The sequence below is a fragment of the Microbacterium sp. ARD31 genome, assembly GCF_031844425.1.
Genome location: NZ_JAUZVE010000001.1, coordinates 1,320,691 through 1,347,056, shown reverse-complemented (window position 1 = coordinate 1,347,056; position 26,366 = coordinate 1,320,691). Strand labels below are relative to the sequence as shown.

Below are 26,366 nucleotides of genomic sequence, written 5' to 3'. Positions count from 1 at the left end.
AGCTCCGTCGGCCACCCGCAAGATGTCGATGATCGACGCGATAGCCGAACCGAAGCAGCCGTCGATCGCGATCAGTCCGATACGCATGACGTAAACAGTAGCAATCCTGCCGTATACGCCACTGCCCGCCGGCCCTTGCTCGTCATACGCTGAACTCGTCCCACGAAGAACCCCGACTGCAAGGAGAGTCCCTCATGTCCACACCCGCATCACTTCCGTATGCCTTCGTCGCCAAGATCGTCGCGGCGGATGGACAGCACGACGCGGTCGCCGATCTGCTCGCCGGCGCTGTCGCACTCGCCAACGAGGAAGTAGGGACGGTTGTCTGGTTCGCGGTCAGGACCCACGCCGACACCTTCTGGATCTTCGATGCATTCCCCGACGAGGCCGCTCGCGACGCCCACGCCAACGGCGCCATCGTCGCAGCCCTGATGGCCAACCAGCACCTCCTCGGCGCAGCACCCGAGATCCTGGCGGCCGACGTCCTCGCGTCCAAGCTCCCGTAGTCCGCCAACGCACGAGACGATCGCGCCCCGCCGGGCCGTCGGACCCGTCCAGGTCGCGACACAACGCCCCGCCGCGTTGCCGAGCGGTGCGAGGCCTACCGGCACACGGACAGGATGCCGGCCGCGAGCGCTCAGCCGGCGGAGGGTCCGTCGCGGAGGAGAGCGACGCCGCGCCCGGTGAGCAGGCGGGGCAGCGGTCGGGCCCCGACGGTAGGCTGGGACGGTGACCATGGAAATCGAGCTCGGCCGCGCCAAGCGCGCGCGTCGCGCGTACGCCTTCGACGACATCGCCGTCGTGCCCTCGCGGCGCACGCGCAACCCCGAGGACGTCTCGACCACCTGGTCGATCGATGCCTACAGCTTCGGCATCCCGGTCCTCGGGGCGCCGATGGACTCGGTGATGAGCCCGCGCACGGCGATCATGCTCGGTCAGCTCGGCGGCCTCGGTGTGCTCGACCTCGAAGGGCTGTGGACCCGGTACGACGACCCGGAGCCGCTCCTCGCCGAGATCGCCGCGCTCCCCGCGGACGGCGCGACCCGTCGGATGCAGGAGCTGTACTCCGCGCCGATCAAGCCCGAGCTGGTCCGCGACCGCCTCGCCGAGATCCGCGCCGCCGGCGTGACGGTGGCCGGCGCGCTCACCCCGCAGCGCACGCAGGATCTGTACGAGACCGTCGTCGCCGCCGGCGTCGACCTGTTCGTCATCCGCGGCACCACGGTCTCGGCCGAGCACGTGTCCAGTGTCGACGAGCCGCTCAACCTCAAGAAGTTCATCTACGACCTCGACGTCCCCGTCATCGTGGGCGGTGCGGCGACCTACACTGCTGCGCTCCACCTCATGCGGACCGGCGCCGCCGGCGTCCTCGTCGGGTTCGGCGGGGGAGCGGCATCCACCACTCGCGCCACCCTCGGCCTGCACGCGCCGATGGCCACCGCGGTCGCCGACGTCGCCGGCGCGCGCCGCGACTACCTCGACGAGTCGGGCGGGCGCTACGTGCACGTCATCGCCGACGGCGGTGTCGGCACGTCGGGCGACATCGTCAAGGCGCTCGCCATGGGCGCCGACGCCGTCATGCTCGGCGTCGCCCTCGCGCGCGCGACCGACGCCCCCGGCCGCGGCTTCCACTGGGGACCCGAGGCGCACCACGCCAAGCTGCCGCGCGGCACCCGTGTCGAGGTCGGTCAGGTCTCGCCGTTGGAAGAGATCCTCTACGGCCCGGCCCCCGTCGCCGACGGCACGGCGAACCTCATCGGTGCGCTGCGGAAGTCGATGGCGACGACCGGCTACTCGGATCTCAAGGAGTTCCAGCGCGTCGAGGTCGTCGTCGCGCCGTACGCGTCGTCCCACTAATGACCGGAACCCCCGCCGTCGACGATCTTCCCGACGTCTTCCCGCCGACGCTGCGGGAGGTCATGACCCGTCCGTTCTGGATCGGGATGCTGGGCCTCGCCCTGCTCGTGGCCGGGATCTTCGCGTGGCTCGGGCAGTGGCAGCTGGGGAACGCCATCGACACCGATCCGCCGCCCGCGGGCATGACCGAGCAGGTGCGTCCGCTGGGTGAGGTCGTGGCTCCCGGCGCTTACCTGCCGGAGCCGCTCGTGGGCCAACGGGTCGAGGTGACGGGTTCCTTCGTGGCAGGCGACTTCCGCGTCGTCACCTCCCGCTACGACGACGGCACGCCCGGATACTGGGTGGCGGGACAATTCCGCGTCGACCCGACGACCGCCGGGGTGGACGGTCCGACCTCGCTCGCAGTGGCGGTCGGGTTCACGCCTGACCGGGAGAGAGCGGATGCCGCGGCATCCGCTCTGAGCGACGCGCCGCCGCAGGACGTCACGCTGACGGGACGGCTCATCTCCGACGAGGGCGCGAAGGAGCCGCCGCGGGACGCCGACCCTCTCGAGATCACCGCGATGTCTCCGGCCGCGCTGCTCTCGCAGTGGAGCGACATCGAGGGGCTCGACGTCTACCGTCCCTACCTCGTCTCCGCGGAGGCCTTCGGCGCGCTGCAGCAGATCCATGCGCCGGCCCCGACCGAGCTGTCGTCGGTGAACTGGCTCAACATCTTCTACGCCATCGAGTGGGCGGTGTTCGCGGGCTTCGCCTTCTACATGTGGTACCGACTGGCGCGCGACGCGTGGGAGAAGGAAGTCGAAGCGCTCTCCGACGACGGCGAGGGCGCCGAGCAGCCCCTGCCGCGCCCGTAGACTGGAAGCCATGCCCGTCCAGCCCAAACTCGCCACGTTCCCGGCGATCCGCGGCGCCCTGCGGTTCTACCAGATCGCATCGATCATCACCGGTGTCGGCCTGCTTCTGCTGGTCGCCGAGATGATCCTGAAGTACACGCCGCTCCACGTCGAGCTCTTCGCCGGCGGCTCCGGTGGGCTGCTGTGGTTCGCGACGGCGATCCCCGGCCCCGACTGCCAGTGGTACTCGCTGTTCGCGCCGATGACGAACACGTGCGACATCGTCTCCACCGGAGACGGCGTCAACATCTCGCTCGCGATCCTCGTCGTGCACGGGTGGTTCTACGTCGTCTATCTCTTCGCGTGCTTCCGGGTGTGGAGCCTCATGCGGTGGCGCTTCCCGCGTTTCATCGTGCTCGCGCTCGGCGGCATCGTGCCCCTCCTGTCCTTCTTCATGGAGGCGAAGGTCGCTCGCGAGGTCAGGGAGTACCTGGCCGAACGGGAGGCCGCCGCATCCGTCCCCCTCGAAACCCCCACGGAGACCCGGTGACAGAGCAGACCGAAACCTCCCAGCGACCCGTGCTGGTCGTCGACTTCGGCGCCCAGTACGCGCAGCTGATCGCCCGTCGCGTTCGCGAGGCCGGCGTGTACAGCGAACTGGTGCCGCACACCGCGACGGCTGCGGAGATCGCCGAGAAGAACCCTGTCGGGATCATCCTCTCGGGCGGTCCCTCGTCGGTCTACGAGGAGGGAGCGCCGCAGCTGGATGCCGGTGTCTTCGACCTCGGTGTCCCGACGCTCGGCATCTGCTACGGCTTCCAGGTGATGGCCAAGACCCTCGGCGGCGAGGTCGCGAACACCGGCCTCCGCGAGTACGGGGCGACGGATGCGACGATCGTCACCGACAATGTGCTGCTCGACGGACAGCCCGTGGACCAGAACGTGTGGATGAGCCACGGCGACCAGGTCAGCGCCGCTCCCGACGGCTTCGAGGTCCTCGCGCGGACCGCGGCCACCCCCGTCGCCGCCTTCGCGAACGACGCCCGTAAGCTCTACGGCGTGCAGTGGCATCCCGAGGTCAAGCACTCCGACCACGGCCAGCGCGTGCTGGAGAACTTCCTGCACAAGGCGGCGGGACTGCCCGCCGACTGGAACAGCGACAACGTCATCGCCGAGCAGGTCGAGAAGATCCGCGCGCAGGTCGGGACGGGCCGGGTCATCTCGGCGTTGTCGGGAGGCGTCGACTCGGCGGTGTCCACCGCCCTCGTGCACAGGGCTGTCGGCGACCAGCTCACCGCCGTCTTCATCGACCACGGTCTGCTCCGCAAGGGCGAGCGCGAGCAGGTCGAGAACGACTACGTCGCCTCGACCGGGGTGCGCCTGATCACCGTCGACGCACGGGAGACCTTCCTCGACGCCCTCGCCGGCGTGAGCGATCCCGAACAGAAGCGCAAGATCATCGGCCGGGAGTTCATCCGCGCCTTCGAGAAGGTCCAGTCGGACCTCATCGCCGAGGCCGCCGCGGAGGGCGACCCGATCCGGTTCCTCGTGCAGGGCACCCTGTACCCGGATGTGGTGGAGTCCGGCGGCGGTGCCGGCACGGCCAACATCAAGAGCCACCACAACGTCGGCGGGCTTCCCGAGGACCTGCAGTTCGAGCTGGTCGAGCCGTTGCGCACCCTGTTCAAGGACGAGGTCCGCGCGATCGGTCGCGAGCTGGGTCTGCCGGAGGCCATCGTCGGGCGCCAGCCCTTTCCGGGGCCCGGCCTCGGCATCCGGATCGTGGGTGAGGTCACCGCTGACCGCCTCGAGATCCTGCGTGACGCCGACGCCATCGCCCGTGCGGAGCTGACGAAGGCGGGACTGGACGGCGAGATCTGGCAGTGCCCCGTGGTGCTGCTCGCCGACGTCCGCTCGGTGGGTGTGCAGGGAGACGGGCGGACCTACGGGCATCCGATCGTCCTGCGCCCCGTCTCGAGCGAGGACGCGATGACGGCGGACTGGACCCGCCTGCCGTACGACGTGCTCTCGAAGATCAGCAACCGCATCACGAACGAGGTGCGCGAGGTCAACCGGGTGGTGCTCGACGTCACGTCGAAGCCCCCGGGGACCATCGAATGGGAGTGAATCGCGGGGGGAACCCCCGTGACGAGCTGCGTCGCCAGCCCTTGACACGGCGTATCCGGCACGGCCAGAGTGAGCCCGGGCTCCTGCCCCGGTCTGCACCGCCGTCTGAGGAGGGGGTGAGGCGTTGATCGAGCGTCCGCGTACACAGCCGTACGCGCAGTTCGTCCTGGCCATCTCGGCCCTCATCGTCGTGCTGATCCTCGGGACGATCGACAGCGCCCGCATCACCCCGCTGCTGCTCGCCGGCTTCGGCGTCATCGTTCTGAGCACGGCGGCCATGACCGCCGTCTGGCTCGTCCAGCCGACCACGCACACGGAGTGGCTGGCGGCCATCCCGCTCGTGCAGATCCTCGCGTGCCTTCCCCTGCGGGACGCCGGTGTGGAGGTCCTGCCCGCGGCGGGCCTGCTGGTGATCTTCCCGCTCGGCTGGCTCGCCTTCGCCTTCCCGCCCGCCACCGTCGTGGCCGGCGTGCTGCTGACCGCTCTCGGACCGCTCATCCAGATCATCCGGACCGGTGGATTCCGCGACGCCGCCGACGTCGTCTCGGTCGTTGCCCTGCCCATCATCGCGGGGCTCATCGCGGGGACCGTCGCCCTCATCGCCCGGGACCTCAGGCGGATGCGGGCGCACACCGAGGCCGTGTCGGACGAACTCGATCATGCGCTGCGGCTGTCCGGCCGCGACACCGCCATGCTGCGGGCCACGCTCGACGCGACCGACAACGCCGTCGCCGTCTTCGGACCGGATGGGCGCCCGATCCTGCTCAACGCCGTCGCCGCCGAGATCAGCGGACGATCCGGGATCGACGAGATCGACCGGGACGGATTCCTCTCGGTCATCTGGCGCGCCGACACCTCGATGCCCGCCGAGGCCACCTCGGCCGATTTCGTCGAGCGCGTGCGCTCGGGAGACTTCGCCGCGCCGCGGACGGTGGAGTTCGGCGGCGACCCGCGGCGCGTGCTGCAGGTCATCGTGCGTCCCGTCGTCGCCGGCGGCGAGGAGGTCGGGATCGTGATCGTCGGTCAGGACGTCACCGAGCTCGTCGGTGCCGTCGAAGTCCGCGATCGGTTCCTCAGCACCGTCGGTCACGAATTCCGCACGCCCCTCACGGTGATCCTCGGGCACACCGACATCGCCCTCATGAACGAGTCGGCCGAGACCGAACGGTGGGAAGCCGTCGAGCGGTCAGCGGAGCGCCTGCTGCGGCTGGTCGAGCGCCTCATCGCGGCCGGACAGTCGACACGCGACGTCGAGGCGCGCTCGGGAGCCTCCCACGTCGGTCCCGTCGTCAAACACGCGATCTCGGAGGTCGCAGCCCGCGCGCGGGACCGCCGCATCCACATCCAGATGGGCGCGATGCCCGACCGGGCCGCCCGCATCGCCGTCCGCGATCTCGCGTCGATCCTGGAGGAGCTTCTCCGCAACGCCGTCGAGTTCACCCCCGCGGGAGGCGGCGACGTCGTGGTCTCGGCCTACGAGGAGGGACGCGAGATCGTCGTCACCGTCGCGGACCAGGGTGTCGGGATGACCGAGCAGGAGCGCACGCACGCCTTCGACCGGTTCTACCGGGCTCCGTACGCACACGATGCCGCCATTCCCGGCACCGGCATCGGGCTCTCCAACGCCGCGTCGCTCGCCGAGGCCTACGGGGCAACCGTGGCGCTCGAGTCGCACGCCCCGCGCGGCACGGTCGCCGTCCTGCGGCTCCCTTCCTGAGCACGCGGATCGCCCGCAACGACGAAGGCCGCCCGGTTTCCCGGACGGCCTTCGTCGTGTGAGGCGGGGGTCAGTCGTTGCCCCGCAGGATGGCGATGATGCGGAGGATCTCGACGTAGAGCCAGACGACCGTGACCATGATGCCGAAGGCGCCGATCCAGCCGAACTCGCGGGGAGCGCCGTTGCGGGCACCCTGCTGCACGAGGTCGAAGTCCTGGACGAGCGAGTACGACGCCATGAGGACGACCAGCAGGCCGATGATGAGGCCGAGCGGGATGCCGAAGAGCTCCTGGCTGTAGAGGCCGAAGGTGCCCTGGGTGACGCCCGTCCACATGAGGACCAGGTTGACGAGGCCGAACACCAGGTAGCTGACCATCGCGATCATGAAGATCTTGTTGGCCTTCTTGCTGACACGGACCTTGCCGCTCGCGAAGAGGGCGAGGGTCACGCCGACCACCACGAGGGTCGCGATGGTCGCCTGCAGGACGACGCCCGGCCAGATGAACTCGAAGTACGCCGAGATTCCACCGACGAACAGACCCTCAGCCGCCGCGTACGCCCAGACCAGAGCCGGGCGGACCTTCTTGCGGGACGTGAAGCTGATGACGAGCGCGAGGACGAAGCCCACGAGCGCGCCGATGATCCAGGGCATGATCGTCAGGTCGGCCGGCTCCACCTGCGTAGGCATGAGCGACCCGCCGAGGGTCCAGAACCAGCCCACGAGTGCGGTCACGAGCAGGATGCCGAACAGGCCCGCCGTCTTGACGACGGTGTCCTCGACCGTCATCCGGCCGGTGTTGGCGGAGGATGCGGTGGGGGCCGCGTACATGCCCTCGAGCTGAGCGCTCGCGGCGAGGTCGGCGGCCTGGTGCGAGGCGGCCGAGTAGTTCGTCGGGGCGGCAGGGGGAGTCAGGCCGGGACGGCGCTGATCCTCCTGGAACACCGGATTGTTAAAGGCGAAATTGCCGGACGCTGCCATTGTGTGTCTCACTCCAAAAGTCGACTCACAGCGCTGTGCTGTCGATCCAGCGTATCGGACCGTGTTTCCGCGGGTGCGGGCCCCCGCTGTGAGAGGACTATGAGGCCCCTCTGGCCGCGCTCCTGCGGCGGGTCGCGTCACCCGAGCTGGGTAACCTGACCGCATGTCCGTGAACCGCCCGCTCGTCATCGGTCACCGCGGCGCGCCGGGGTACCTGCCCGAGCATTCGCGCACCTCCTATGACCTCGCTCTCGCCTCCGGGGTGGACGCCGTCGAACCGGACGTCGTCTTCACCGCGGACCGCATCGCCGTGGTCCGGCACGAGAACGAGATCGGGTCGACGACCGACGTGGCCGACCATCCCCAGTTCGCGTCCCGCCGGACGACGAAGGTCGTCGACGGCGCGGACCTGACCGGATGGTTCACCGAGGACTTCACGTGGGACGAGCTGGCCACGCTGCGGTGCCGGGAACGGCTGCCGCACCTTCGGCCGGGGAGCGCGGCGAGCGACCGCGGTCAGCCGATCCTGCGGCTGCGCGAGCTCCTCGACCTCGTGGCTGCCGCCCCGGCGGGAGCCGGCGTCGTGCTGGAGGTGAAGCACGCGACGTACTTCGGATCGATCGGGTACGACGTCGCGGGGCTGCTCGCCGACGAACTGCGCAGCGCCGGATGGGATGTCGGGGCGCGGCCGCTGGTGATCGAATCGTTCGAGCAGCGGATCCTGCAGGAGCTGCGGGGTCGCGGCATCCGTGCCCGCTACGTCTACCTGCTCGAGGCGGAGGGGTCCGCGTGGGACCTCCGGGCGGCGGACGGCGACGACGCGGTCACCTACGCCGACCAGCTCACCCCGGAGGGACTCGACCGGCTCGCAGGGGAGGTGGATGGGATCAGTCTCGACAAGCGGATCGTGCTCGAGCATCCGTCCGTCGTGGCGGACGCGCACGGTCGCGGGCTCGAGGTCTACGTGTGGACGTGCCGACCGGAGAACGCGTTCCTCGACCCGCTCTTCCGCGGACCCGGCGACGACGCGACGTTCGGCGACTGGGAGGGGGAGTGGCGCCGGATCGCGGAGACGGGCGTCGACGGCGTCTTCGTCGACCACCCCGACCTCGGCGTCGCCTTCTTCGCCCGCCCGGGACGCTCAGGTGACGCGCGGTAGAATGGATGCCGGTGCGCCGGCACCCCGTGTAACTACCTGATCCGTGGAGAGTCAAGGCGGCACGACGCCTCAGCTGCACGGAGGTCATGACACATGCCCCTCACCGACTCGACACCGGTGCGCGCCCCCGAACGCGACAGCCCCCTCCGGACGCTCGCTGCGTCCGTGGGTATCGGATACTTCGCCATCGCACTGATCGCGCGACTGCCGTACGCGATGATCGTCGTCGGCGTCCTCACGATGGTGGTCGACGCCCGGGGATCGCTCGCCGTCGGCGGGCTCACCTCGGCGATGGTCGGCCTCGGCACCATCGCGACCGGCCCCCTCATCGGTGCGGCCGCCGACCGCTGGGGTCAGCGACCGGTGCTGCTGCTCGCGACGCTCGTCCAGAGCGCCGTCCTGGTGACCCTCGTCGCCGTCGCCTACGGCGACACCCCGGACGGTGTGCTCCTGGCCGTCTCGGTGCTCGCCGGGGCGACCGCCCCGCAGGTCTCGCCGATGTCGCGCGCCCGACTGGTCGGTTCCATCGGCCGGATGCGGCTCGACCGCGTCGCCCGCGGCCGACTCCAGGAGTCGACGATGGGCTACGAGTCGGCCGTCGATGAGATCGTCTTCGTCTTCGGGCCGGTCCTCGTCGGCGTCGTCGCGATCGCGGCGAGCCCCGCCGCCCCGGTTCTCGCCGCCGCCGCCCTCACCGTCGTCTTCGTCACCACGTTCGCGCTGCACCCGACCGCTCGCACCGCGGGCCACGCGGACCAGGGTGCGGCGCGTGAGCCGGCGCGGGCCGTGCTGCGCCCCGGCATCCTCGTCGCCGCCGCCGGCACCTTCGCGACCGGACTGTTCTTCGGAGCGATGCTGACTTCGCTCACCGCCTTCGCGGACGAGGGCGGGTTCCCCGAGCAGACCGGCATCCTCTACGGGATCATGGGCATCGGCTCGGCGATCCTCGCGCTCGGGGTGGGCCTGTTGCCGCGACGCTTCGCGTTGCCGTGGCGCTGGATCGGCTTCACCGCCGTCCTGCTGATCGGTGCGGTTCTCGCCGCCGGGGCAACGGGGGCGATCTCGATGGGGTGGGCTCTCGCGCTCGCCGGCTGCGGCATCGGCCCGACGCTCGCGACGATCTACGCGCTCGCCGCCGCTCGTTCGCCGCGCGGACACGAGGCGACGGTCATGGCCGTGCTCGGTTCGGCGGTCGTCGTCGGACAGGCCTTCGCGAGCATGGTGGTCGGCGCGCTGGCCGAGTCCGCCGGGGCCGCGGTGGCCCTGTGGGCACCCGTCGTCGCGGTCGCGCTGCTGCTGACCTTCGGCCTGCTCAATCTGCGTGTGCGTCCGCGCGTTCCCCAGGAGGACACCTCCGCCCCCTAGGGTGAGCGGTATGACTGATGCCGGCATCGTCGCCCAGGGGGTGCGACGATCCTTCGGGAACGTCCACGCCGTCCGCGACGTCACCTTCCAGGCGCCCGAGGGCGCGGTCACGGGCCTCGTGGGCCCGAACGGCGCGGGCAAGACGACGCTGCTGCTGATGCTCGCTTCGCTCCTGGCCCCCGACGCCGGCACCATCCGGATCGCCGGGATCGATCCCGTAACCGACCCCGCGGCGGCGCGGGCGAAGCTCGGGTGGATGCCGGACAGCCTGGGCGCGTGGCCCTCGCTCTCGGCCCGCGAGACGATCGCCGTCACCGGCCGGCTCTCCGGCCTCGACCGGACGGCCGCCGCGGCACGCGCCGCGGAACTCCTCACCACCGTCGGCCTCGAGTCTCTCGGGGATGCTCCGGCCCGGGTGCTCTCCCGCGGCCAGAAGCAGCGCCTCGGCCTCGCGCGCGCCCTCGTCCACGACCCGCGGGTGCTCCTGCTCGACGAGCCCGCCTCGGGTCTCGACCCGCAGGCGCGCATCGACCTGCGCCTGCTGCTGCGATCGCTCGCGGCGGAGGGACGCACGGTGCTGGTCTCCAGCCACATCCTCTCCGAGCTCGAGGAGGTCGTCGACGACGCCGTCTTCATGACGCAGGGCGAGACCGTGAGCTCCGAGCGCGTCGCCGAGGCGGCCGGTCGGGCACGGACGTGGCGGATCCGCCTCGCGGATCGGGATGCCGCGACCGCCGCCTTGCCGGTGGCCCAGGCCCTCGGGCTCGACGTCGCGACCCTCCCCGTCGACCGACGCGACCTGCTCGTGAGCTTCGCCGGCGACGTGGCCGCGGCGCAGGGACTCGCCGCGCTCGTCGCGGCCGGCCTGCCGGTCGCGGAGTTCTCCGCGGCCAGCGGCATCCTGGAACACACCTTCCTCGACCTCGAAGGAGGTGCGCGATGAACCTCTCGCGACTGTGGACCATCGCCCGCCTCGACCTGACCCAGCGCATCCGCACGGTGTCCTGGTACGTGCTGCTCGGTGTCTTCGCGCTCGTCCTCGTCGGGACGACCGCGCTCGCCTTCCTCTCCTTCTCGGGCCAGGAGGACTCCGGACCCGGCGTCTACTCGGTCGTCGTCTTCGTCACGCTGCTGCTGGTCGTGCTCGTCTCGCCGACCCTCAGCGGCAACTCCATCAACGGCGACCGGGATGCCGCGACCCTCGCCCCGTTGCAGGTCACCCAGGCGACGACCCGCGAGATCGTGCTCGGCAAGTTCCTCGCCGCGTGGCTGACGGGGCTCGCGTTCGCCGTGGTCGCCGTGCCGTTCCTCGTCATCGCCACCTTCGGCGGGGGCATCAACCCGCTCGCCGTCGTGGTCTCGGCCGTCGTGCTGGTCGTCGAAGCGGGTGTCGTCGCGGCGCTCGGGACGGCGTTCAGCGGCATCCTCGCCCGTCCGCTGTTCTCCGTCGCGACGACCTACCTCGTCGTGGCGGCCCTCACCGTCGGGACGGTCATCGCGTTCGGCTTGCTCGGGTCGAGCGTCCGCACCGAGCGCGTGGACCGGTACCAGTCGGCGCAGTACGACGAGACCGGCGCGCCCGTGTGCGCGGACGGCTCGTCGAACTGCCCGAACGATCCGGAGCAGTGGGTCTGCGGCGACTGGGAGAGCACCACCTCCGAGGTGCCGCGGTTCGACTACTTCTGGTGGATCCTGGCGGCGAACCCCTTCGTGATCCTCGCCGACGCGACACCGTCGAGCTTCAACGAGTACGGGAACCCCGACGACCTGTTCGGATGGACGAAGTACTCCGTCCGGCAGTCGCAGATCGCCCCCGAGCCGGTCAGCTCGTACAGCGACTGCGTCGTGCAGGACAGCGGCCCGACACCGGAGGAGATCATCGCGTCGACGGTGCCGAGTTGGTTCGTCGGCCTCGGCGTGCAGGTGATCGCGGCGGGCCTCCTGCTGTGGTGGGCGGGTGTGCGAACCCGCACCCCGGCGCGTCGTCTGCCGCCGGGGACCCGCATCGCGTGACGCCCGCCGGGTGAGGATCCTCTCATCTGCGCATCTTCCTCTTGGGGAACGGTCAGGGGGTGCATAGCCTCCTATCAGCCTCGGCCGCGGCATCCGATCGGATCCCGCCCAAGCCAGCCGAGCGCTCTTCCCAGAAGGAAAGGCGGTCCCCCCTTGCACCGACGCATCCTGGCGGTTGCGGGCGTCCTCGCGCTCTCACTGCCCACCACCGCGGCCCTCGCCGCGACGCCGGACGACGATCCCACCGCGCGGTTCGACCGCAGCACGTCGACCGGCGCTCTCGACAGCGACATCTCGGCGGCCGCGATCGACCCCGATCGGCAGGTGTCGGTCGTCATCGAGATGGAGGGCGAGCCCGTCGCCGTCGTCGAGGCCGAGGAGGGCCGCTCGCTGAGCAAGACCGAGCGGACCGACGTGAAGAAGGACCTGAAGGCCGCGCAGGACGCCATCCGCGGCGACATCACCCAGCGCGGCGGCAAGATCCGCGCGCAGATGCAGTCCGCCTACAACGGCATCCAGGCCATCGTGCCCGCCGCCGAGCTCGACGACGTCGCCGCGCTCCCCGGTGTCGTCGCGGTCCACCCCGTCGTGACGCACGAACTCGACAACGCCGTCTCCGTGCCGTTCCTCGGGGTCCCCTCGGTCTGGCAGAGCACCGGGTACACCGGTGAGGACGTCAAGGTCGCGATCATCGACACCGGCATCGACTACACCCACGCCGGCTTCGGCGGCCCGGGCACGGTCGAGGCCTACGAGAAGGCTGCGGCCGCCTCGGATGCGCCCGCCGACCCGAAGCTCTTCGGGCCGAGCGCCCCGCGCGTCAAGGGCGGCATCGACCTCGTCGGTGACGACTACGACGCCGGCGGCACCGGCGACGCCCTGATCCCGAAGCCCGACAACAACCCCCTCGACTGCGAGGGCCACGGCTCCCACGTCGCCGGCACGACCGGCGGATCGGGCGTCACCACCGACGGCAAGACCTACACCGGTCCGTACGACGAGACGACGCCGTCCGTCGACTTCCGGGTCGGACCGGGTGTCGCGCCCGAGGCCGACCTGTACGCCGTCCGCGTGTTCGGCTGCGACGGCTCGACCGACGTCACCATCCAGGCCATCGACTGGGCCGTCGACAACGGCATGGACGTCATCAACATGTCGCTCGGCTCGTCCTTCGGCCGCGGCGACGACCCGAGCGCCGTCGCCGCCGCCAACGCGGTCGGGGCGGGCGTGGTCGTCGTGGCGTCGGCCGGCAACTCCGGACCGAGCCCGTACCTCACCGGTTCACCGGGCAGCGGTGACGGCGTGATCGCGGTGTCGGCCGTCGACAGCACGGCATCCTTCCCCGGCGCCACCCTCACGGTCGGCGGCAAGAAGGTCCAGGCGATCAACGCGAACGGTGCCGCGCTCGACGACGTCGGGCAGTTGACGGTCGTGCGACTGACCGACGACCCCGCGACCGCCGCCAACGAGGCGCTCGGGTGCGCGGCATCCGACTACACCCGTGCCGGGATCACGCAGGGCGGCGGCCAGATCGCCGTCGTCGACCGCGGCACGTGCGCCCGCGCGGCCAAGCCGATCTTCGGGCAGCAGGCCGGAGCCGAGGCGGTCGTCATGGTGAACTCCACGAACGACCTGCCCCCGTACGAGGGCGTCATCACGGAGAACCCCGACGACGGCACGCCGTACGAGGTCACGATCCCGTTCTTCGGCGTCCGCTCGTCCGACGGCGCGGCTTTCACCTCGGGGGCGGTCGTGACTGTCCAGGCGGCGCAGATCGCGAACCCCGCGTTCCGTGACTACGCCTCCTTCAGCTCGTCCGGTCCGCGCAGCGGCGACAGCTCGATCAGCCCCGATGTCGCGGCGCCGGGCGTCTCGATCTCGTCGGTCGCCGTCGGCACGGGTGGCGACGCGTCGGTGCTCTCGGGCACCTCGATGGCCGCCCCGCACGTCGCCGGCGTCGCCGCGCTGACGGTGCAGGCCCACCCGACGTGGGACACCGAGCGGATCTCGGCGGCGATCGTCTCGACCGCCGACCCCGACGGCGTCGCGCGGATCAACCCGACCCGCGGCGGCGTCGGCCTCGTCGACACCGCGCAGGCGGTGCGGACGACGGTGACGGCCACGGGCGACAGCTTCCGCACCGACAGCGGTCGTGTGCGCGAGGCGGCGCTGAGCTTCGGCTTCGACGAGTCGAGCTCGACGCTCGGCGGGACGAAGAAGGTGACCGTCCGCAACGAGGGCACGAAGAGCGTGACCTTCACGGTCTCGACGCAGGCGTCGCCCCAGTCGCTGAAGGCCAAGGTCACGACGAGCACCAAGAAGGTGACCGTGAAGCCGGGTCGCACGGAGAGCGTCCGGGTGACGGTGTCCGCTCCGGCGTCCTCGGTGCCGGGCTCGCTGAGCGCGGACGACCAGTTCTCGTTCGCCGAGATCTCGGGTGATGTCGTCTTCACCGCGCCGGGGTCGACCCTGCGGGTGCCCTACCTGCTCGTCCCGCGCTCGAACAGCGAGGTGACGGTGAAGGGCTCGCTCAGCTCGCGCGGCCGCGTGGCCGACGCCGACCACGTCCTCGACCTGCGCAACCGCAAGGGTGCGCTGGATGCGGCAGCGGACGTGTACACCTGGGGTCTGACGGACAAGAAGGATGCCCCGAAGGCGATCTCCGACACGGGTTATGACCTGCGCGCCGCGGGTGTGCAGTCGTTCGCGACCGCGAGCGGTGACCAGCTGGCCGTCTTCGCCGTGAACACGCACTCGCGGTGGTCGAACGCCGCGAGCAACGAGTTCGACGTCGTCATCGACACGAACCGCGACGGCACGCCCGACTGGGTCGTGTTCTCGTACGACTCCGGGGCCGTGCGCAGCGGTTCGGTCGACGGTGTCGCCGAGGTGTTCGTGCAGAACGTGAAGACGGGCGCGCTCACCGCGAGCGGGTTCCTCGCGCAGGCGCCGACCGACAGCAGCACGATCCTGCTGCCGGTGAACCTCGCCGACCTGAAGATCACCGGGCCGTTCGACTACACCGTGCAGTCGTTCAGCCTCACGACCGACGGCAGCGACGCGTTCGCGGCGACGGCGACGTACAACCCGGGCGATCCCGCGATCACCAACGGGCAGTACGAGGTCGTGCCGAAGGGCGGCCGGGCCTCGGTGACCGTTCGCACGGACGCCTCCGCCTACGCGGCGCAGAAGCCGCTCGGCGCGATGGTGGTCGTCGTCGACAACGAGTCGGGCGCGGACGAGGCGCTGCTCGTCCCGGTGAAGTAAGGCCGGATTCACGAGAGGGGCGGTGCGTCAGCGGACGCGCCGCCCCTTTCGGCATCCGTCGTCAGCGCTCGCAGAGGCGGGGCTCGTCACCCGACCCGAAGCGGTAGTCGAACGTGCGGCCGTCCGCCCGCACGACGACGCGATAACCGTCGACGATCGCCTGCCTGTAGGACATGCCGGGGGAGGGGCACCCGAGCGAGCCGTCTGAGAACTCGACCCGTTCCGCCGACACGAGGACGGGCTCGCCGGCCACTCCGCGCGCGGCGAGGTCGGCGACGATCGCCTCCCACTTCGCCGGCGGGAGGTCGGCCGGCGACCCGGTCGGGCCGAGCGGGGCGGGGCTCGCCGTCCGGAACGGCGGTCGTGCGGAGGGGCTGGTGTCGCTCGTGTCGCCGGGGGAGGGCATCGAGGTTCCTTCCGTCGCGCAGGCGGCCAGGGTGAGCGCCGACAGCAGGATCGCTGCGGCGAGGGCGGCGCGTGGTGCGGGCATGATTCTCCTCCCGGCGAGGTTACGCCGGGATCCGGCCCGGAGACAGTGCCGGCCGCATAGCCTGAAGCCATGATCAGCGCTCCGGCACGTACCGCCCTCGAGGTCGCCGACTGGCGTCGTCGCGTCTTCGCCCTGTACGCGGAGGTGCGGACGGCCGGCGATCCGCGACGTGCGCACGACCGGTGGCGGGCGGAGCGCGACGACCTGTTCGCGCGGCATCCCGCCAGCCCCCTCCTCCCCGAGGACCGCGACGGCTTCGCGGGGCTGCCCGTCGCGCCGTACGACCCGGCCTGGCGGTTCGAGGTCCCGCTGCGCGAGGCGGAACCCGGCGGATTCGAGTTCCCGACCGGCACCGACGGCGTCGTCCCGTTCGAACGCATCGCAGTCGTCGACCTGCCGGAGGTCGGCAGTCTCGACGTCTGGCGGTTGACGACCTACGGCGGCGGGGTCTTCATCCCGCTTCGTGACGGCCTCGCCAGCGTCGCCGGGGGGACGTACGGCGGCGGACGCTATCTGATCGACACGATCAAGGGTGCGGACCTCGGGACGGATGCCGCGGTCGGCACGATCGTGCTCGACCTGAACTTCGCCTACAACCCGTCGTGCGCGTACGACCCGGCCTGGGCGTGCCCGCTCGCGCAGCCGGGCAATGTGCTCGCCCGGGAGGTCCCGGTCGGCGAGCGGTACGCCGCGTCCTGAGCATCTCCGGGCGCCGGCTGTCTCGTGACGCTCGATCCGGGGCAACGTGCCCGTCACCGAGGTCGGATTCGGGGCCGCGCAGCTGGGGAACCTCCATCGCGCGACGACGGACGACGAATCGACCTCTGCGGTCCACGCCGCGCGTGCCGCCGGCATCACCTACTTCGACACGGCCCCGCATTACGGCCTGGGTCTGTCCGAACGTCGCTTGGGGCGGGCGCTGGCGGGGACCCCGCGCGAGGAGATCATCATCTCCACCAAGGTCGGTCGCCTGCTCGTCGACAGTCCCGACACCGCCGACCTTCAGGACGGCGAGGGATTCGTCGTTCCGGCATCCGTCCGCCGGGAGTGGGATTTCTCGGCGGACGGCGTGAAGCGGTCCATCGAGGACAGCCTGACCCGTCTGGGCACGGACCGGATCGACATCGTCTACCTCCACGATCCCGACGACCACGAGGAGCAGGCGACACGCGAGGCGCTGCCTGCCCTCCTCGATCTGCGCGCACAGGGTGTGATCCGTGCCGTCGGCGCCGGGATGAATCAGTCGGCGATGCCGGCTCGGTTCATCGAGGCGCACGACCTCGACGTCGTGATGCTCGCGGGTCGGCTGACGCTCCTGGACCAGACGGGATCGACGGATCTGATGCCGCTTGCGGCCCGACGAGGGGTGGCCGTCGTGGCCGCCGGGGTCTACAACTCGGGGCTGCTCAGCTCGACGGAGATCAGCCCCGACGCCCACTTCGACTACGCGCCGGCGTCGAGCGAAATGCTCGCCCGCGCTCGCCGGCTCGCCGCGATCTGCCGCTCGCACGGCGTCGACCTCCCGTCTGCCGCCGTGCAGTATTCCCTTCGGCATCCGGCGGTCGTCTCCGCGGTGATCGGGATGCGTACTGCGGCGCACGTCGAGAGCAGCATCGACCGGCGCACGACGGACATTCCCGATGAATTGTGGGTCGAACTCGACGCCGAAGGACTCGCTCCGGATCTGACGAAGGGGAACTGACAGAGGCTGTCCGGTCGAGGCCCAGGTCGGTCGACCTCGCGCTTCGATCGATCAGACCTCCGACGCGACGGCGGGAGTCGAAACTTCTGTTGCGCGGATGTCAGTGCTGCTGGAGAAGCGCGAAATCACGCGGGTTCGGCCGTCCTGCCGCTGAAAATCAAGTACGTGCGGGCTGTGACGGAGTCTCGTGTCGTTCGGTTCTGATCAGCGAAATCGGTGTGGATCTGCGCGGATTGTGTCCACATGGTGTCCACTCGTGGCAACGGAGTTGGCGGGTCCGTGGGTCGTAGTTGCGTCATTCGCCCTCGTTTACCGGAGACGCCGGATACTTCGCGCGCCACGCCCGAGCATCTGCCGGCTGCCACGAGGGCGCGGAGACCCTCATGGCAAGATCGATGGCTAGCCGATCCATGATCCACCCGAGCTCGAGACGGGTGACGATTGCGTGTGGAAGCGACTCGAATCCATGCGCCGCTCCCAGAAGGGCGAAAGCGACCGGAGCTATGTCCCGCCCGCGCGCCGCGCGCGAGCAGAAATCGAGTGCACCCTCGGCGCCGTCGTGGTCAGCGAACGAGGCAGCGACGTACAGCCCTCCCAGTAGTGCGCCGAGGGCATTGCCCTCTGCTACGAGCCGGCTGAGGTCATCGCGGCTTCGAGGTGCCGTTAATCCGCGATCGATTGCACTGGTGATAGAGGCGCGAGGGAACCCGCTCATGCTAGTGAACCCAGGCAGGGAGAGCACGGAGTTTGCAGCGACACCGAGAGTCTCAGACAGGCTCGCGGTGGAACGGAGAACCTCGACGACAAGGAACGTTGAAACCACCGCACCGCCCGTGACGTGAGGATGGGTATGAGTCTCGGTTGCGAGCATTCCTCCGTAAGACGCGACCTTGTCGGCGCCGCTGTGACTGAACTCACCGGCGCCTGCCAGGGCCCCGTACGGGAGACCTTTAATCACGCCTCGCGAGCTCGGCTCCCGCGTCGGATTGCCCGTCAGTGCGACCTTCATCATCGTGGGAGAGGATCCATGCGGGATCGTCATCTCGGGGGTGTCGATCAGCCAACCGCGTGCGACCCGGCCATCCACTATTGGAAGTGGATCCCACCCGGGATCTAGAGAGCTCGCGCCCCTAAGCAGCGCCCATCGCTGGTATGCGTGCATCACCTCATTCGGCGACTGAATTGCCCAGTCGTAAGAGGTGAAGGTTCGCAGCAATCCTTCTACAGTCCACCCAGCCAGTTCGGTGGCAGCCCCTGCCTTGAGCCGCGTTCCGCTGGTTCCCGTCGAGCCGATGCTACCGACGGAGTCTCCGAGCGCGATGCCCAGCATTAGTCCGCGGACCCTGCTCGTCCAGGTCGCGACCGAAATACGCTCGTCGCCTACGGACGATCCGCGCGCGAGAGACCGGTCGGAGGTACGCGTAAGCGCCGGTCGGGGTGTCGTCGGCGTTCGCTGCCCACATCGATGCGGCTCGACGAGTTTGCGAACGAGTTGTTCGACCTCCTCGGGTGTCTTCGGGAGTTGGCTTTCCATACCGCCGGTATGGATAGCGCCCGCTTCATCAACGAGCACGAGCGGTTGGCCGTCTTTCAATCCCACCCACATCGGCTCGTGCCAGTATTCGGGCCGATGTGTTGCCACGCCCTCCGCGTACTGCGTTTCAAGGAGACCGAGGTACTCCATCATCGATGGTTGTGCAGTAATGAACCGGGTTTCGATCGACGTCACGGAGAGTGGGTCATCGTCGTTGCCGATGAACCGCGCGGGCATCACTCGCCAGCTATCGTCGAGACATATCAGCGTTGCCAATGCGTGATAGGCCGCGCACTTCGGAGTGAAGGATTCGTTGTCGTCGGCTGGCCCCCAAGTGGTCGACCAGGCATTGTGATCCGCGAGCGTCTCTGTCCACGTCAAGCGGATGATGCCCTCCGGAGCAGCGAAGGTTGGTCCCGTGACGCTATCAAAGTGGAGAGCGGGACCAATCGGGCCATCGTGGACGGCTAGGTGTGGCGTTTGGTCTGGGTGAGCAACCCAACTCATCGTCAGCCATGGGCGGGCGCGTACGTGATGCGCGCCGCATATCCAGGACAGGCGACGTCCATCACTTTCATCGAGTTCGCCAGCCGGCATCCCGTCATTCAGAAGTGAAAGCGGTGCTCGGTCAGAGATACGCGGGTGGCACTTCGGGCATTTGCCAACCCTGTACCACCAATGTCCTTGTGGCTGCTCCGTCCATTCCCAACCGCAGAGGTCGTGCGTGTCGTCGAGCAGGTCCCGACGGATGCAGTCGGCGACGTGCGCGGTGTAGGGAGGATTGGAGGCTGCGAACTTGTCGAGATCCTTCACCTCAAGCGTGACGTAGTCGCCGGTGACCGCGTCCTCGAGCACGAGACTGCCATCGTCGAGAATCGTGACGAATTCTTGAGAGATGACGTCGATCTGGATCAGGTAGGTGCGGCCGCGAGAGGCGCTCATTGCGCGATCACCACGTCGCAGTGCTCTTCGACGCCAGGACTGCCATCCCACCTGTTCGTTTTCGAGGTCGCCGACCTGCCTCGTTTGCTCGCCATTCGCATGACCGTCCCACCTCTCCGAACGAGAGCCTAGAAGAGGTCGCGGACAGTTGCAGCCGGTAGCCCCACGCTTACGACTTCAAGCCCGCGCTGCAGTGTCACGAGCCTGAACTTCGCAGCCGACGTGACAGCTAAAACGGAGAGTCACGTAAAAGAGAAAGTCACGCGCCGGCGGGCCGACCCACATTCAATGTCATCCCCACAAGCCAGCCAGCGGCTCTGGCCTTCTGGACCCAATCCGATGCGGTCCGCTCGGGCACGTCCAGTTCGAGGGCGATGAGCTCAACGGGTGGGAGGTCGGCCAGCGCGGCGGTGAGCACGTCGTGGACGATCTCGGCTACACCGATGCGCCTGACCCTCGACCGGATCGCGGTTGGGCAGGGCGAGCAGCGGCTTCTGGAAGGCGACGTCGCCCAGATTCCCCGCAATGACCGCGCGACCGGTGTGGAGAACCGCGCGGTATGGACTGTTCACCGGATCACATCAGCGGGCCTTGAGCTGCGCAGCGTCGACGATGCGATCGACACCCGCGTCGTGAGTTATGAGTACGCGGCCGAGCACGTGCACCTCGCGTACGCGTCGACGGTGCACGGCATCCAAGGTGAGACGACGGATGCCTCGATCGCCGGGCCAGGGGTCGACGCTTCGGGTCTGTACGTCGGCCTGACACGTGGTCGTGCGCACAACGAGGCGATCGCGATCGCGCGTACGGATGCTCTGGCGCGTGACGAGATCGCGGACAGGATGATGCGGGGCATCCCCGAGGTCAGCATCGACGACTCGATGCGAGCGGCGCGAAGCGAGCTAGGGAGAGCAGCACGGCTGGCCGCAGACGCCAATGATGCCGACCTCGCGCAGTTGAACCAGTGGCTGCGTCGAGCGAGACGAAAGCTGCTGAATCTCGGCAGCGAAATCAGTGCTGGTGAGTCATATAGACATGGACGCGGGCGAAGCGTTGACAGCGATTGGGCGAATGTCGAAGCCCGGGACTTACTCGCTGAGCGATATCGGCGGGCCGAAATCCTCTATGGAGACGAGTTGCGCCGCCGTAGCGAGGCTGCTTCTGACAGCGGAGGAGGCGAGACTTGGTCGAGAGTGGCAGTGAGCGCCCCGCACCACGCAGAAGCGGCGCACGGGGTTGCCACGGGCCCGCTCCGCTGAGTGGGAGAGCTTGACGACCGTGCTCCCGCCCTCACCCGTGGTACCGGCCACGAGTCTCTCCACCAAGAACCAGCGCAAAAGCTGGAAGATGGGGGTCGTTGGGAGGATCATCGCTCGGAGCTCGATCGACGTACCGGGGCAGACTCGAAATGATGCCGCTCGCGGCGCCCTGCAAATCGCTATCCGTTAGATACGCCGCGAGCTTGGAGAAGTCCTCCTCAACTCCAAACCCCCCTCGCAGGCGAGGGCTTGATGGCGTCGGCGGCAACGAGGTCACCGCGTTCGGCGCATTATTCGTGGCACTGCCCGATCGTTGTTCGAGTCGGAAGAGGTCTGACCAGGGGAACACGAAGTCCACAAAGTGCATGAGCTTGTTTGTATTGCTCTTCGCCGCGGGCCCGCGACCCTCTCGAATAGATCTCAGCTTGTGCGTAGAGATTGCGGCGCACCCGAACAGCTCCCGGTCTTCGTCGTCGAGGTGAGCGAACGGAAGGTAAGGGTCCCTTCGGCGCCATCCGTTGTAGAGCACATGAATGGGGATAGACCCGATCTGCGATGAGTGGTCGATCAGTGTGTCGTACTGGAAAGTGCCGGGCGCCAGGCCCGGATGGCCCAACTCCGTATAAACCGGGTGGCGCTGCGCCAAGTGCACGCGTTTAGCCTGCATCGAGAGTGCGAAGAAGTTCCCATCGTGTAGCCGCACAAAGAACTCGAAGTCCGCGCCGAGCTTGTTCTCTTGTACCGCACTGATTTGCTTGATGCTGATTGGCAGCCCCGCCGAGTCCGCGAAATGCGCGAGAGAGAGAAGCGCCCAGCTCGTGATCGATGGCTCAGGGAAGGGTTGCTTGAGACTGGATGCGACGGACAGGATCCTCCACGTAAGCAGAGACTGCTGGTCCATGTGGTCGGCAAACTTAGCGAACGACATACCGAGTCCTTTATCCCGCAAGTGCTGTGCAACTGACCGTAGCCGATGCTCGACTCTGGGTTGGGAGTCGGCCGCATGACCAGGTCGCTCGTCACGATCGTGCGAGAGCGGCCGCGGGAGTACGATGACTCCCACGCCGCTCTCCTGTTGCGGATGGGTCAGCGAGCAACCCCGACGCCGGTGGTCGAGACCGGCTGGGCTACTGGCCCCGTGGCGGATCTGTCCGCGGCGGGGCCGTCAGTCTTTGGGGTGCGGTCCACCGAGACCGTCGCGAACTTGAGCGACGCTCCGATGCTGTCGGCGACGATGTCGCGCGTCTCGCGGGTGTTACCGGTCTCCTTGTCGGTATAGGTGCCGAACCGCAGGTCGCCGGCGACGATCACGCTGTCGCCCTTGCGCAACGAGTTCGCGACGTTCGGCGACTGCTGGTTGAACACGACGACGCGGTGGAACACCGTGCCGGCGTCCTTCCATCGGTTCGTCGTCTCGTTGAGGCGGCGGTCGTTGACGGCGATCGTGAAACGGGCGTACGCGTTGCCCGATTCGCTCGCGCCGTATTCGGGGTCGCCGGTGAGGTTGGCCTCGATGGTGACCGGGATTCTGGTGGTCATGCTTTCTCCTTCCATTCAAAAACGCCGAGGCGGCTCACTCGGCGTGGGCCCGGCTGGTCCACGCCTGCCATTCCTGCTCGTCGACCACCTTCGTCCAAAAGCGAGGTTTGTAGCGGTTGCACCCGCGCGTGCACCCGCCGGCGTACGCCCTACGCAGACGGGGGAACGCGAGCGTGAGCCGCTCGTGCCATCCGATCGGGCCGAACCCGGAATCGGACGGATGAAACGCCACCGTGTGCGCGCCGTGGCCCCGTTCTTCGGGCGCGTCGCGTTCGTGGATCATGCGTGCGCTCGCGAATGCAGGTCCGCCCCGGATTACGGTGCACGATCTGAGACACACCGCGGCATCGCTCGTGATCGCGTCGGGAACGAACGTCAAGGCGGTCCAGCGGATGCTCTACCACGCCTCCGCAGCCATGACGCTGGACGTTTACGCAGACCTCTTCGATGACGGTGTCGATGCGTTTCGGCTGCGTTCGACCAGGCTCGCACGCCAGCGATCGTGTCCAGACCACGTCCATTCGCGCATTCCGACGCTGAGTGAGCGGCGGCGATGCCTTGAGAACGCTGGGATCGCGGCCCCCTGAGAGTGGACGCGACGGCGGGAGTCGAACCCGCTTCACATCCGGTATGACCCGGTGCCCGGGACCACCCGGACCGTCGCGATGACCTCACGCTAACCCGAGGCTCCGACCTCCGGTCGGGTCATGACCCGGGATGACGTCCGGTGTCCCCGTGTGACGCGGTTCATCCCTTCGCGCCCTTGCCTTTGCCGTTGTCGTTCTTGCCGTTCTTGTTCTTGTCCTTCGCGTTCTGCTGACCCTTGCCGACGTTCGGGGTCCTCCCGTGGACCGCGGCGTTGTCGGCGGCGTGCTGCTTCGCCTTCTCGTTCGCCCTGTCCTGCGCCCGCTGGCTCGGTTCGTCGCCGGCGTCTTGAGTGTTCGCGGGAGCGACGTCCGATGCGGGCTCCGCGGGCGCGACCGGCTCGGTCGGGGTGTCCGTCGTCGACGCCTGGTCGTCGGGCTGATCGACGGTGACGACGGCGGAGTCGCTGTCGTCGTCCGCGACGAGCTCGGCGGGGGCCGGTGTCGTCGGTTCGGTCAGCGTCTGCTCGGGCGCCGGCGCCTCACCCGGCGCGCCGCCGGCCCAGAGAGCGCCGACGAGGATGTAGGCGGCGACGATCACGGTCGCCGCCCCGGTGAGAAGCCAGACGCGCATCCGCCGCGTGCGACGTGCCGGTCGCGAGGCGAGGCGGGTGCGGGGGACGTGATCCTGCAGTGCGGTCGGCGCGGACGCCGCGCCGACGACCGCGGGTGCCGCAGCCATCGCGTCGAACGCCTGCGTGTCCTCGTCGAGGGTGACGGTGGCGGGGCGCGCCGGGCGGACGACGTCGCGCGGGAGTGAGCGGGCGCGGCAGGCCACCTGCGCCGCGGTCGGCCTGTCGGCGGGCTCGCGCGCGATCATCGACGCGATCAGCTCCGACCACTCAGGGCCGAGCCACACCGGGATCTCGGGGGTCTCGACAAGGCGAGCCATGACACGACCAATCCCGGATGCCTCGGGGAAGGCCCGGTCGCCCGTGATCGTCTCGAGCAGCAGCAGACCGAGAGCGTAGACGTCGGCGGGGGGACCGGCGGGTTCGCCGCGGACCTGCTCGGGGGCGAGGTAGGCGGCCGTTCCGATGACCGTGCCGGGGCTCGTATGCCGTGTGCTGTCGGCGAGGTAGGCGACACCGAAGTCGGCGAGCTTCGGCCAGAATCTGCGCCCCGGCGCCGTCGATGCGGCGAGCAGCACGTTCGACGGCTTGACGTCGCGGTGGACGATGCCCGCACGGTGGACCGTGTCGAGACCCGACGCGAGTTCCGCGGCGATGCCGGCGGTCTCGGAGGCATCCAGGGGGCCGTCCTGCAGCGCGACGGCAAGCGACGTGCCCTCGACGAACTCCATCACGAGGTACTCGGGCTGGCCCGGGACGACCTTCGCGTCGAAGAGCGTGACGAGTGACGGGTGGTTCAGGGACGCGAGCAGGGACATCTCGGTGCGCGCACGCGGCGGGATCGCGGGATGCTCCGCCTCGGTGCGCATGATCTTGATCGCAACGGTGCGACCCAGGACCACGTCTTCAGCGCGGTACACCCGCGCCATGCCGCCCTGACCGACGCAGCGCCCGAGGACGTAGCGCCCATCGAGCATCCCCGAGGTGATCGGTTCGGCGGGCAGTTCGGTCACGGCCACTCCTGCGGGTGTTCCGGGCTGCGGCGGGCCCGTCGGTACGTCGCCTGCGGCGCGACATCCCGACGGTATGACCTCTACGGATTCAGGTCTGGCGGCTTGACTCCGGGCTCGATCAGTGCATGCACCGCACGCCGACGGCTACGACGCCGCCGCCGTGGACGCAAGGGGGCCGCGGGGGTGGCGTGTGCGCGGCTACGGTTCCAGCATGGCCCCTTCGCTTCCTCGACGCACCGCGGCGCAGGTCGCGCTCGGCGTGCGGCGAGCCGGAGGCGACGTGTTCACGCCGCGACGACTGATCCTCGCGCTCAAGACCGCGGTCGCTGCTGCGGTGGCGTGGTTCTTCGCGCCCCTCGTCCCGTTCGCCGACGCGGACTACTCCTACTACGCGCCCCTCGGTGTGCTCGTCAGCATGTACCCGACCGTGGCGGACTCCGCCCGCGCGGGCGTCCAGTCGCTCGTCGGCCTGGCCTGCGGCATCGCGGTCGGGTTCGGAGGCCTCGCGATCGTCGCCTCGGGCGCTCCGGGGATCGTCGCCGTCGGTGCGGTGGTGCTGGTCGGCGTGGCGGTTGGCGGCATCCGTGCCCTCGGTGTCGGCCGGGACTGGGTGGCGCTGGCCGGGCTTTTCGTCCTCCTGCTCAGCAAGAACGATCCCGACGGCTTCTCGTCCTCGTACCTCGCCACGATGGCCTTCGGGGTGCTCGTGGGGGTCGTCGCGAACTACGTGCTCGTGCCGCCGCTGTACCTGCAGTCGGCGCGCGACCGGTTGTCCGAGCTGCGCGCCGCCGTCGCCACCGCGCTCGACCGTGCGGCGGACTCCGTGGCCCAGGGGCGGCCCGACGCCGGGGTGCTGCGCGAGGACGGCGAGGCGCTCGCCGAACTGTCGATCGCGGTGTCCGCCGACGTCGACGAGGCGTCCCGGTCCGAGCGCGCCAACATCCGCGCCCGCGGTGTCGGCGGTGTGCACGACGAGAACGCGCAGCGGTGGTGGGGTCTCGAGCGCGCGACGTATCTCGCCCGCGACCTGCTCGACGTCCTGGCGCAGCACGAACGGCTCGACGAGCGGCACGGCGATCCGCAGGCGCTCGCCACGGCGATGAGGTCCGTCGCGGACCTGCTCGCGACGCCGCCGGGAGACGCCGAGACGGGGGCGCGGACGGATGCCGCGTGGCGCGACATCGACACCTACGGCGCGTCGCTGCCCGCCCCCGACGAGGCCACCGACACGCACGACCAACCGGGGCTCTGGCTGGCGGCGACGCTGGGACGGATGACCGACATCTCGAGACGGGTCTCGGACGCCCTGCCCTGACCCAGGCCGGGCGGGATCGATGTCGGTGGGCGAACG

At 69.3% G+C, this 26,366-nt stretch carries 22 protein-coding genes, 1 tRNA gene and 1 pseudogene; 16 read left to right on the top strand and 8 right to left on the bottom strand.

Translation table 11 applies throughout. From position 1 onward, the window contains the following. Window positions 1-194: 194 nt before the first annotated feature. The 6 genes from Q9S36_RS06695 (at window position 195) to Q9S36_RS06670 (ending at window position 6,537) form a co-directional block, all read left to right on the top strand. On the top strand, window positions 195-506 hold the full coding sequence (locus Q9S36_RS06695; protein ID WP_311284431.1) for an antibiotic biosynthesis monooxygenase: 312 nt from the start codon (window positions 195-197) through the stop codon (window positions 504-506). Between the two features lie 229 nt (window positions 507-735). Next, a complete protein-coding gene (locus tag Q9S36_RS06690) occupies window positions 736-1,857 on the top strand; it encodes a GuaB3 family IMP dehydrogenase-related protein (protein WP_064001230.1) in 1,122 nt (373 codons plus the stop codon). Continuing rightward, a complete protein-coding gene (locus tag Q9S36_RS06685) occupies window positions 1,857-2,714 on the top strand; it encodes an SURF1 family cytochrome oxidase biogenesis protein (RefSeq protein ID WP_311284430.1) in 858 nt (285 codons plus the stop codon). Before Q9S36_RS06690 ends, Q9S36_RS06685 begins: the two co-directional genes overlap by 1 nt. A 10-nt stretch (window positions 2,715-2,724) precedes the next feature. Further along, window positions 2,725-3,243 (top strand): DUF3817 domain-containing protein, encoded by a 519-nt coding sequence (locus tag Q9S36_RS06680; protein WP_217531549.1) that lies wholly within the window; start codon window positions 2,725-2,727, stop codon window positions 3,241-3,243. Then, window positions 3,240-4,820, top strand: a complete 1,581-nt coding sequence (gene guaA / locus Q9S36_RS06675) for a glutamine-hydrolyzing GMP synthase (RefSeq protein WP_311284429.1) — start codon at window positions 3,240-3,242, stop codon at window positions 4,818-4,820. The genes Q9S36_RS06680 and guaA overlap by 4 nt, the downstream gene beginning before the upstream one ends. Before the next feature lie 124 nt (window positions 4,821-4,944). Next, window positions 4,945-6,537, top strand: a complete 1,593-nt coding sequence (locus Q9S36_RS06670) for a PAS domain-containing sensor histidine kinase (RefSeq protein ID WP_311284428.1) — start codon at window positions 4,945-4,947, stop codon at window positions 6,535-6,537. Between the two features lie 70 nt (window positions 6,538-6,607). Here Q9S36_RS06670 and Q9S36_RS06665 read toward each other — a convergent pair whose 3' ends face one another. Continuing rightward, on the bottom strand, window positions 6,608-7,516 hold the full coding sequence (locus Q9S36_RS06665; protein WP_311284465.1) for a Bax inhibitor-1/YccA family protein: 909 nt from the start codon (window positions 7,514-7,516) through the stop codon (window positions 6,608-6,610). 163 nt (window positions 7,517-7,679) lie between these two features. Here Q9S36_RS06665 and Q9S36_RS06660 point away from each other — a divergent pair, with 163 nt between their 5' ends. The 5 genes from Q9S36_RS06660 to Q9S36_RS06640 all read left to right on the top strand — a co-directional run bounded on the left by Q9S36_RS06660 (window position 7,680) and on the right by Q9S36_RS06640 (window position 15,320). Next, a complete protein-coding gene (locus Q9S36_RS06660) occupies window positions 7,680-8,675 on the top strand; it encodes a glycerophosphodiester phosphodiesterase family protein (RefSeq protein ID WP_311284427.1) in 996 nt (331 codons plus the stop codon). 93 nt (window positions 8,676-8,768) lie between these two features. Beyond that, on the top strand, window positions 8,769-10,040 hold the full coding sequence (locus tag Q9S36_RS06655) for an MFS transporter (RefSeq protein ID WP_311284426.1): 1,272 nt from the start codon (window positions 8,769-8,771) through the stop codon (window positions 10,038-10,040). 10 nt (window positions 10,041-10,050) lie between these two features. Next, the gene (locus Q9S36_RS06650; RefSeq protein WP_311284425.1) at window positions 10,051-10,983 is read left to right on the top strand and encodes an ABC transporter ATP-binding protein; all 933 of its coding nucleotides are present in this window, start codon (window positions 10,051-10,053) and stop codon (window positions 10,981-10,983) included. Beyond that, the gene (locus Q9S36_RS06645; protein ID WP_311284424.1) at window positions 10,980-12,053 is read left to right on the top strand and encodes an ABC transporter permease subunit; all 1,074 of its coding nucleotides are present in this window, start codon (window positions 10,980-10,982) and stop codon (window positions 12,051-12,053) included. The genes Q9S36_RS06650 and Q9S36_RS06645 overlap by 4 nt, the downstream gene beginning before the upstream one ends. A gap of 153 nt (window positions 12,054-12,206) precedes the next feature. Continuing rightward, window positions 12,207-15,320 (top strand): S8 family serine peptidase, encoded by a 3,114-nt coding sequence (locus Q9S36_RS06640; protein ID WP_311284423.1) that lies wholly within the window; start codon window positions 12,207-12,209, stop codon window positions 15,318-15,320. A 61-nt stretch (window positions 15,321-15,381) separates the two neighbouring features. Here the strand turns inward: Q9S36_RS06640 and Q9S36_RS06635 are convergent, their stop codons facing one another. Next, entirely contained in the window at window positions 15,382-15,810 is a 429-nt protein-coding gene (locus Q9S36_RS06635) for a hypothetical protein (RefSeq protein WP_311284422.1), read from the bottom strand. A 69-nt stretch (window positions 15,811-15,879) separates the two neighbouring features. Between Q9S36_RS06635 and Q9S36_RS06630 the strand changes: the two genes are divergently transcribed. Together Q9S36_RS06630 and Q9S36_RS06625 are read left to right on the top strand one after the other, a co-directional pair. Next, window positions 15,880-16,509, top strand: a complete 630-nt coding sequence (locus tag Q9S36_RS06630) for a DUF1684 domain-containing protein (RefSeq protein ID WP_311284421.1) — start codon at window positions 15,880-15,882, stop codon at window positions 16,507-16,509. 46 nt (window positions 16,510-16,555) lie between these two features. Then, window positions 16,556-17,512, top strand: a complete 957-nt coding sequence (locus Q9S36_RS06625; protein WP_311284420.1) for an aldo/keto reductase — start codon at window positions 16,556-16,558, stop codon at window positions 17,510-17,512. Between the two features lie 295 nt (window positions 17,513-17,807). On the opposite strand, the gene Q9S36_RS06620 is transcribed toward Q9S36_RS06625, so the two are convergent. Both Q9S36_RS06620 and Q9S36_RS06615 read right to left on the bottom strand, forming a co-directional pair. Then, on the bottom strand, window positions 17,808-19,988 hold the full coding sequence (locus Q9S36_RS06620) for a hypothetical protein (protein WP_311284419.1): 2,181 nt from the start codon (window positions 19,986-19,988) through the stop codon (window positions 17,808-17,810). A 259-nt stretch (window positions 19,989-20,247) separates the two neighbouring features. Further along, window positions 20,248-20,406 carry a hypothetical protein gene (locus Q9S36_RS06615; protein WP_311284418.1) on the bottom strand — a complete coding sequence of 53 codons (159 nt, stop codon included), beginning with the start codon at window positions 20,404-20,406 and terminating at the stop codon, window positions 20,248-20,250. 25 nt (window positions 20,407-20,431) lie between these two features. On the opposite strand from Q9S36_RS06615, the gene Q9S36_RS06610 reads away from it, so the two are divergent. Then, window positions 20,432-21,247, top strand: coding sequence for a hypothetical protein (locus Q9S36_RS06610; protein WP_311284417.1), 816 nt, complete (start codon window positions 20,432-20,434; stop codon window positions 21,245-21,247). A gap of 31 nt (window positions 21,248-21,278) precedes the next feature. On the opposite strand, the gene Q9S36_RS06605 is transcribed toward Q9S36_RS06610, so the two are convergent. Then, entirely contained in the window at window positions 21,279-22,175 is an 897-nt protein-coding gene (locus Q9S36_RS06605; protein ID WP_311284416.1) for a DUF6615 family protein, read from the bottom strand. 158 nt (window positions 22,176-22,333) lie between these two features. Then, window positions 22,334-22,786 (bottom strand): single-stranded DNA-binding protein, encoded by a 453-nt coding sequence (locus tag Q9S36_RS06600; protein WP_311284415.1) that lies wholly within the window; start codon window positions 22,784-22,786, stop codon window positions 22,334-22,336. Window positions 22,787-23,097: 311 nt separating this feature from the next. Between Q9S36_RS06600 and Q9S36_RS06595 the strand changes: the two are divergent. Next, a pseudogene (locus tag Q9S36_RS06595) lies at window positions 23,098-23,373 on the top strand (tyrosine-type recombinase/integrase); the annotation flags it as partial. A gap of 3 nt (window positions 23,374-23,376) precedes the next feature. Here Q9S36_RS06595 and Q9S36_RS06590 read toward each other — a convergent pair. Beyond that, window positions 23,377-23,451, bottom strand: a tRNA-OTHER gene (locus Q9S36_RS06590). An 82-nt stretch (window positions 23,452-23,533) separates the two neighbouring features. Continuing rightward, on the bottom strand, window positions 23,534-25,015 hold the full coding sequence (locus Q9S36_RS06585) for a protein kinase domain-containing protein (protein ID WP_311284414.1): 1,482 nt from the start codon (window positions 25,013-25,015) through the stop codon (window positions 23,534-23,536). 211 nt (window positions 25,016-25,226) lie between these two features. Between Q9S36_RS06585 and Q9S36_RS06580 the strand changes: the two genes are divergently transcribed. After that, window positions 25,227-26,330 (top strand): FUSC family protein, encoded by a 1,104-nt coding sequence (locus Q9S36_RS06580; RefSeq protein ID WP_311284413.1) that lies wholly within the window; start codon window positions 25,227-25,229, stop codon window positions 26,328-26,330. Window positions 26,331-26,366: the final 36 nt, after the last annotated feature.